Genomic DNA, 8,449 nt, shown 5'->3' on the forward strand with positions numbered 1-8,449 from the left:
AAAAAAATAATTTTATATCATTATTGGTAGCAGTTCATGATCCAGGCGAGCCTCTAACCGAAACTTTCAGGACAGTCAAAATATTAAAGAGACTCCCCAGATACTGCTTGTGATATGAATGTTCAAAATGCTTAATCTCAAGCTCAAATTTTAGCTTGGCAGCGCATGACCTTTGTGCTAAAGGGCACAAAGCTTCAGCGTTGCCAAGCAGCGCAAGCCCCTATTGTTCCAGCGGGCAGACTTTTTTGCCCCTTCAGGGGCTCTTTTTCTGCGCAGGGTCGCAGAAAAATTTGAGATAACTCGACACTAGTATCTGTTTAGCGCTTTGGATGTGGCACGGGGACTGGCTCTTCCGGGACCCACTTGTCCCAAAAATGAGTCACTTTGAGCACAAATTGATGCTCAAGTGGGTCCCGGAGTGCCTGTCCCCTGCTTTCCTAAAAAGCGCTAAACAGATACCGACACTAAAAACCATTTATTAGGAGGTTACTTATGTCCGTAATTGTATTTGGTCACAAAAACCCTGACACCGATTCTGTATGTGCAGCCATTGCTGTAGCTGATCTCAAAAGCAAATTAGGCATTGAAGCCAAAGCAGGCGCACAGGGAGACCTTAGCCCTGAAAGCAAGTTTGTTCTGGATAAGTATGGCTTCAGCGCACCTGAGGTAATCACTTCCGGCGAAGGCAAACAAGTTATCCTGGTAGACCATTCCGATCTGGCGCAAAGTCTGGACGATTTGTCCAAGGCCGAAATACTGGGTATAGTCGACCACCACAAGCTTGGTGACGTCACAACTCCCAATCCTCTGGAGTGCTGGATATGGCCTGTTGGATGCACATGCACAGTAATCAAATCCATGTATGATTTTTATGGTGTAGAAATCCCCAAAAATATCGCAGGAATCATGCTTTGTGCAATCCTTAGCGACACAGTTATCTTCAAATCCGCCACCTGCACAGACGCAGACAAAAAGGCATGTGAAGAACTGGCCAAGATTGCAGGTGTTGACGATGCAATGGATCTTGGCATGGAAATGTTCAAGGTCAAGTCTGCTGTTGACGGCACACCGCCAAGAGATCTGATCTTCAGAGATTACAAAGATTTCAACATGAGCGGCAAAAAGGTCGGCATAGGACAATTGGAAGTTGTTGATCTTTCTATCCTTGAACCAGTTAAGGATGACCTTTATGAAGAAATGAAAAAAGTTAAAGATGAAGGTGGAAGGCATTCAGTATTCTTGCTTCTTACCGACATTATGAAAGAAGGCTCTGAAATGCTTGTTCTGTCCGATGACCCTTCTGTTGTTGACAAAGCATTTGGAAAGGGAGTTGAGGGCAAATCCGTGTGGTTAGATGGTGTAATGAGTCGCAAAAAACAGGTTGTACCTAACTTTGAAAAGGCTTTCTCAGCGTAAATTACTACAATAATCCCCATAAAGAAAGGCGTGGCAGATTTATTTGCCGCGCCTTTTTTCTTTGACGGAAATAACAGGAGTGCCTGTCCCATTTCAGCTTATTCAGGCTGAAGGCTAAAGGCTAAAGGCTGAAGAATTCGGATTTTGGACCTTACTGGTCTTGTCAGTTTTAATAATTATCTTGCTTCTTACTACAGGATTGGAGCGACTTACTAAAAAACAATTGACAGCATTTCTGTTACTCATTATATGTACTTTCTTCACGTTTAAGGGGCCAATAGCTCAGTTGGCAGAGCCACCGGCTCATAACCGGAAGGTCCCAGGTTCAAATCCTGGTTGGCCCACCACTGAACATTATTAGAAAATCTCATATTGTTCATCTTACCCCTAATATCAAGCGTTTAAGCCTCTTATACCCTCCTTCTAAGTAACTAAAACCAAATTATTAATAAATTCAGAGCATTATGGTTTTACCTTACAGATTGCTTCGGTCGCTTAGGCTTCCTCGTGGGTGACAGGTTTTCAGCAACTACATCCCTGACAGCTCAGTTGTCATTGCGAGCGAGTCTTTTTACCTCGTTGAATACACGCTGTGTAGGCGCAGCCATTCAACTGGGGCGAGCGCGGCAATCCTTGTTGCGAGCGAAGCGAAGCAATCTCGTGTTAAGGCTGATTTTTTGGTTACTCACAAGTCCGGTCCCGATCAGCCCGGGGGAGGAGCTTCTAAGTAACTAGAATCGTTTTGCTAATAAAATCAGACAGTTACAATTATCATGTTTTTACGATTTTTACTTTGATTGATGCACATTTGCCTGAAAAATTCCGTCAAAGATGGGAACTTTGCGCCTGGCACAGGGACTGTCCCTCGCTGTGTAGATTTTTTCATCAAAGCAAATTTCCTCCAGGAACAAATGCAGCATCAATCTTTTTTATAGTACCTCGCGGGGACTGTCCCAATTTCCAAATATGGGACTGTTCTTCAAGGTGGAGGCGGCTTCCAGCCGCCTGGAATTAAATAGCCTGCAGGATGCAGGCTCCACTTTAAAGACAGTTACTCACACATTCGGTCCCAGGCCTCCCAGGTGAGGAGCTTACAAGTAAGTCAAATATTTTCATAAGGATAGAGGTTATGAAAGCCTCGCCCCTCATTCGGGTTGTGCAGAGTGTAGGGCAGTTTATATTCAATCATCTTTACACTTCGCGTTTGACGCGAAATGTAAAGATGATTTTATGGGAATGACAAGGATAAATGAGTATACTGCTGATTATTACTGCACAATCTTTTGTTCCACTTCATCAATGGCCTTGCTGTCTTTGATAATCTTTTTGATTTCGCGTAACCTCTCAAGGCTTTTTATTCGGCTGATTTCAGGGATCAGACGCAGGCCACTTTCTCCAAACTTAACTTCCATAAGGTCTTCAATGCCTTCTAATATCTCCTCCTGCCTGCCCTGTTGCACTCCCTGTTGCACTCCCTGCTTGATTCCTTTTTCCATGGCTATTCTTTCTATACTTGTCACGTATTGCATTTTATTCTCCTCCTCGATGTGGCGTATATCTTCATGTCCCTTTGATTTATATCTAATCTTCATCGTCAAAGGTTTTTAAAAGCTTTGTCAATAACTCAGGTGAAATCCAAAAGCCCGTATCCTGCAGTAATTGAATATAATCTGTCCCGGAGTCAATCAACCCGGCACTTTTGGCTTTCAGTAAAACTCCAAGTGCTCCTGTCACATGTAAATCCAGTATCCTGGCCTTTGACCGTGCCTCCTGGTCGTCAAGCAAAATCAAGTCCACATTTCTTTCCATGACAAGAACAAGGGCTTCTCCTTATCCTGCATCAACATCCTGGTGCAGCATATTGAAAAGCTTGCGATTGCTTATAGAAACGACATTAATCCAGTCCGCTTTTTTGATCAGGCCTACTTCATCTTGGTGATGGATGGAACTCGTACATTCGGAGTACACTATCTCCGGAATAAAGATTTGACCGAACAGTTCATGCAAAAGCTCAAGCATGCCGATCTTGGTCAGGTGAATGATCGGAGAGGAATTACTAACCGTTGCCATATTCGATGTCTTCCAGAAGGTCCTGTTCGGTATAGTGTCGTTCTATCTTTCTTTCCGCCAGCCCATCAATAAAAGCCCACTTGTTGAGCCCGGAGAGTTTTCTCGCATTCCCCATGGAAAGTACCTTGCATTGATATAACGAGAAAGCCATCTCTTTGACCAGCTCGCCTTTGGCCTTGTCCGGAGGAAACTTTACCGTGGCCATGATTTCATCAGGGATTTCAATTGTAGTAGGCATAACACCGCTCCTGTTAACGTCTTCCACCTTTACTTAAATTTCTTTACATTAGTTATAAACATTTAGAACATCCCTGGTCACTTGGCAAGTATCAACAAGACAGATATTCTTTTGCAGGAGCGGCTTTTCGGATATGGTGAAAAATTAGCTTTCAGCTACAAATCTCTAAGCTGCTTCATGGAATAAACCCCATCTACCCCTTTAACCGTAGTAAATTTCCGCTTCACCCTGATAAACACGGCCAAGCCGTAGACCTCCGGTCTGTTTAACCGGGTCAATCTTTTGACTTAAGCAGGTGCTTGACCTGGTCAAATATTTACCCCGTAAAATTCCTGCCCGGTTGAATTTCTTCACATTCAACTGGGTCTTTCCATTTTACTGGGGCCTCCTGGACAAAGTCTTTCCCGCCGATAATGCCTGAATCAGTAAAATACCTGCAACGGTAGCGAAACCGTTCTGCCCGGCTGACTTTATAGCCTTTCTTTCTGGCCTTTTCCACGATCTTTGGATCAATTCCTCTCTTCACTGTCCCCTGTCCCCTGACTCCTGACTCCTGGCTTTCAGCTGCTCCGGTTTCATAAACAAACTGCCTGTATTTGCGGACAATCTCTTTGGGATCAAACTCATTCCATTCCTTCATCCCAAAATCTATGGACAGCAGACCGTCCTTATTTCCGGTCTGGGTGCTTGCCCAGTTAAATCCTCGCACACAAAATGTGCATAATTTCGATCTGGGGAAATTTAAAAGTAGTGATGTGATGTACAGGAGGGGAGCTGATCTGTGCGAGGGCTGCTACGCAGCATTTAACCGGGTGAAGTAGCCAAGGGAACACCAACGGTAATCCTCGGGCTTTTTCACAATCACGGCCCTAATTGGATTAAGGTCAACAGGGTGAAGTAGCCAAGGGAACACCAGCGGTAGTCCTCTGGCTTTTTCACAATGCCAGCACGAATAGGATTAAGGTCCACATAAGCCAGAAGGTTAACCAGGCTCAGCCCATCCTGAACAATCATGGATTTGAATCTATCCCCCCAAAAGAACCCCCTGCGGCCATACTTCTTGTTGAAATACCTGTGCGCCGGGCAGGTGTTTTTCTCATCTTCAACTCGTATGTAACAGGTAAGGTGTAGCTACCATCTTTCAGCTCCCGAACTGTCATATTACTGATGTTAAGGTTCAGGCCTACTGGGGCTGATCCAAAGCATGCTCCAGGAGCCTGTCCAGCTGACCGGCAAGGTATAAAGGTAACGACAGAAGGGTGTACTCGTGTTCTGTACTGGATTTTTTCAGGCGAACATGGGCTGTAAACCTGCCCAGAGACGGGGTGTCCATATTAAGCCTGACTCCGAAATCAGATTTTTTTTCATGCAGAAACACATGCAGGGACCTAAGTGTACCCGTCTTTCCAGCCTTGACTTCCACTGGCAGAACTTGTGATCCGTGCGTGAAAAGATAATCTACCTCGGCATTGGCGTTTTTTGCTTCCCTGGCCCAGTAGTAAAGCGCCGGCTCTTCAAAACAGGGCCTCGAGCCCAGCAGTTCCTGTCCGACAAACTGTTCTGCCAGCCTGCCTTCGTAAACGGTCATCAACTCCTCTGGCCGGATCAGCTTCAGCCCGCACATCCGGTTTACAAGCCCCACATCCAGGGCAATGGCCTTGAAAAAATTCCTGTCCTTCTCTGCCTCTAAGGGAACACCATTAGCATTTGTCTTGAATACCAGACTGATAACCCTGGCCATGGCCAGCAAATGAAAAGCATCCTTTAAAGCTGTGGAACGGACATCCCTGTCCACATGCACATACTTTACCTTGTTGCCTATATTGCCGGGTATGAATTGAAGGATCTTTTGCAGATGATCCTGCTGGATTCGCGAGCCGTATTTTGCAAAATCATGCTGCATGGTGCTCAGGATCGCACTCTGGATGCGCTGGACTTCCACGTAGTCTCTCTGCTTGATCCATGAAGCCACTGCTTCGGGCATCCCTCCTGTGAAAATAAAAGTCCTCATCAGCTCGGTCAGCTTGCCGTGTACGACTGGGCTGAATTGGTCAGGAGGGGTCCAGTTAGTGATAAATTCATGAAGCCGGGCGTTCACGGCCAGCAGGAATTCGCTGAAAGACAATGGATAAAGGTGCAGGAATTCAACCCTGCCCACAGGCATGGAATATTCAAAATCCCGCAGGACAAAATCAAGCAGAGAGCCAGCCGCGATAACATGCAGTCCGGATAGTTTTTCATAAAAATATCGCAGGCTGTGGATGGCCTCAGGACAGGCCTGTATTTCGTCCAGGAACAAAAGCGTCTCTCCGGGGATCACGGGTAGGTCAAAGAACAAAGACAGTTCGCTGATGATTGTCTGCGGGTCTTTTTGCCGGAATACTGATTTGACCTCCTGGTCAAACTCAAAATCAATTTTCAGCAAATTTCTAAAATGATTCTTTGCAAACTGTTCAACAAGATAGGTCTTACCGGTCTGCCTCGCGCCCCGAAGGATTAAAGGCTTGCGGCTGGACCGGTCCTTCCATTCTACAAGATAATCTTCAGCAAATCTCTTTATGCTCATTATCAGACCCCCCTGCAATCAAGAATGCCTGAAACTTTGAGAAAAGACAACCAAATAATAAACAGCTTAACAACAAAAAACCATTGTAAAATTACAAAATATTATTTATAATACTATTGGATTTCAACATAATGTAGGTTTGGCAAACAGAATGCCCGGACTGAAATTAGATCCAGGGGTGACATCATTAATGAGCTTTGTTTCCTGTCTGGGATCATAGCTGGAAGCACCGGACAAGGCTTCAACCTGCTCGTTCCATCATTTAACTCAACTTTCGGAGTACATGTTACATTATAGCCTACAGTTAAATATCTGAAAAACATAAACATTTAGTATTGAAGTATCCTCTCTCATTGTATATATTGCATTTTGTCATCAACGACTAACAACAATAGAAATGTAAATATGAACCTGTCTTTTTGATTTTCTATTATTCAATTTAGCCATTGGTATAAGAAAATCTGCTCTTTTGGGAAGGGCATCTTAAAATAGCCGTTCTGATATCAGAATGACTGCTCTAAAGCCAAAAACAAGGCCTTTCTGGGATATTTTCTTTAACTATTCAATGACTTGACCAGGTCCGACCCCGGATTCGACTTGCTCTGGAAATGGAACCAAAGGCCCGCCTGCACCGGTTTCTATGTTGCTGACTTTCCCTGTTGCATCCGGTATAGTTGGGGTTGTTTTCCCTGTAATTTTTCCAGTAGTCCGGATTCTTCTCACACCACCGCTTTTGGGCATCTTGCTTGTTTAAGCGATAAGCCTCATCATCCTTTACCTTCTTTTTTTGCCACCGGCGTTTACGCGCCTTCTGGCAATCAGGCTTGGAGCAGTACTTTTGATCGGGATTACGAGCATTGAGGATGAAAAGACAACGACAGAATTTGCAGCGTTTCCTGGACATACAACCTCCATGAGCTATTGCTCAGACAAGTTGTATTTTTGAAGGGAAGAAAAATGAATGGAAAAGTCCAGGTGGGGTAAAGCTTGGTATAGCGGGATACTGGCAACATAACTAAACTGGCAACATAATGTCCCTTAGATTCATAGGCAGGGACGCAAATGGATAAGATTTCAGATCAAAAACACAAAGAAATGATGGATAATGATAGCTGTGTTGGGGTTAAAACCCGATTATGACAGCTTGGTTCGGGGACTGTCCCTGGATTCGGGGCTATCCTCAATTGACTTTTCAGAAACGGATAATGCTCCCCTTAGCACCAGGAAAAGTAAGTATACGCTTGTCCCCTTTGTCTATTGATGTCAGGTATGCGGAAACAGGTTAGAGGTTAAAAAAGTAGACATAGCTGGCCTGTTATTATCAAGAATACATTTAGCCCCACGCTTTTTACGCCACAATCAAAAAATTAATTCTCAGCAGCCCTATCTACCAGCTCTGTAAACTCGTTTAAGGACTCTGTCCTGATAATCTTTCTAGCCAAAATCCGAAGGTTATCGATGGACTGTATAGATCTAATTTTGACTGAAAGCATTAAGGGTAATGGACCGTATAGTTCTGTTGCAAGGTCAACCAAGGTGTCTTGGGCGTTTTTAAGTTCGCCAACACCCTCCCAGTATGGTCTCCTTGTTTGCTCAACCCTTTTTTCAATTTCTTGCATTGCTACACCTACCATGACCTTACCTCCTGGAAATCGTCTGGTGTGTTCAGTTAATCGCTCCTCACTCAAGGAGCCCGATGCCAGTACGTATTTCAAAATATTAAACAGATATTCTTTCCTTTTATCCTCATCAGGCAGCTGCTCAAGTAAGTCAAATATTTCCTGCAGCTTTATGTCCAGTTCAGGGAAGTGAATGTACTTAAACAGCAGATGAAAAATTTCCATAAGGATAGAGGTTTTGAAAGCCTCGTCTGCCATATGGGTTATGTCATGCAGTAAATGCCTGAACTTAGGAATAAAAACCCTGAATGATTCATGGGGTATTTCAAAATAGTCTTCAAAGTCGCAGCTGAATGTCCACTTACTTACACCGTGATAGATAATCACTGGAATGACTATAGGCAAGTAGCCTGACAGCTTGTTACGTCTATACAGGTTCATCCATTTCTGGACCGAATAGTGAAGAGCTTGAAGCAGTGCATACTTGTCCAGATAACTTTTATGTTCAAAGAGGAAATAGAGTTCTGCAATCTCGTTGCT

The 8,449-nt window shown here is 44.2% G+C and carries 6 protein-coding genes, 1 tRNA gene and 3 pseudogenes; 2 read left to right on the forward strand and 8 right to left on the reverse strand.

Annotated features, from left to right (window positions below; genetic code table 11):
* The first annotated feature begins 492 nt into the window (after window positions 1-492).
* Together LZ23_RS02720 and LZ23_RS02725 are read left to right on the forward strand one after the other, a co-directional pair.
* Window positions 493-1,416 carry a manganese-dependent inorganic pyrophosphatase gene (locus LZ23_RS02720; RefSeq protein ID WP_045211368.1) on the forward strand — a complete coding sequence of 308 codons (924 nt, stop codon included), beginning with the start codon at window positions 493-495 and terminating at the stop codon, window positions 1,414-1,416.
* Window positions 1,417-1,687: 271 nt separating this feature from the next.
* Window positions 1,688-1,763 (forward strand) — tRNA-Ile (locus LZ23_RS02725).
* A 921-nt stretch (window positions 1,764-2,684) separates the two neighbouring features.
* On the opposite strand, the gene LZ23_RS02730 is transcribed toward LZ23_RS02725, so the two are convergent.
* The 8 genes and pseudogenes from LZ23_RS02730 to LZ23_RS02760 form a co-directional block, all read right to left on the reverse strand.
* A complete protein-coding gene (locus LZ23_RS02730) occupies window positions 2,685-2,945 on the reverse strand; it encodes a hypothetical protein (protein ID WP_045211369.1) in 261 nt (86 codons plus the stop codon).
* 52 nt (window positions 2,946-2,997) lie between these two features.
* A pseudogene (locus LZ23_RS25700) lies at window positions 2,998-3,486 on the reverse strand (PIN domain-containing protein).
* The gene (locus LZ23_RS02740; RefSeq protein WP_045211370.1) at window positions 3,473-3,724 is read right to left on the reverse strand and encodes a UPF0175 family protein; all 252 of its coding nucleotides are present in this window, start codon (window positions 3,722-3,724) and stop codon (window positions 3,473-3,475) included. The pseudogene LZ23_RS25700 and the gene LZ23_RS02740 overlap by 14 nt, the downstream one beginning before the upstream one ends.
* Window positions 3,725-3,879: 155 nt before the next feature.
* Window positions 3,880-4,424 (reverse strand): annotated as a pseudogene (locus LZ23_RS02745) (hypothetical protein); the annotation flags it as partial.
* A 192-nt stretch (window positions 4,425-4,616) separates the two neighbouring features.
* Window positions 4,617-4,798: pseudogene (locus tag LZ23_RS25645) on the reverse strand (transposase); the annotation flags it as partial.
* 109 nt (window positions 4,799-4,907) lie between these two features.
* Complete coding sequence (locus LZ23_RS02750; RefSeq protein ID WP_052507057.1) at window positions 4,908-6,290, reverse strand: ATP-binding protein; 1,383 nt, start codon at window positions 6,288-6,290, stop codon at window positions 4,908-4,910.
* A 562-nt stretch (window positions 6,291-6,852) separates the two neighbouring features.
* A complete protein-coding gene (locus tag LZ23_RS02755; protein WP_052507058.1) occupies window positions 6,853-7,194 on the reverse strand; it encodes a hypothetical protein in 342 nt (113 codons plus the stop codon).
* A 463-nt stretch (window positions 7,195-7,657) separates the two neighbouring features.
* A partial coding sequence (locus LZ23_RS02760; RefSeq protein ID WP_045211372.1) for an Rpn family recombination-promoting nuclease/putative transposase occupies window positions 7,658-8,449 on the reverse strand: 792 nt, incomplete at its 5' end.

Source organism: Desulfonatronovibrio magnus, from assembly GCF_000934755.1.
Lineage (GTDB): Bacteria > Desulfobacterota > Desulfovibrionia > Desulfovibrionales > Desulfonatronovibrionaceae > Desulfonatronovibrio > Desulfonatronovibrio magnus.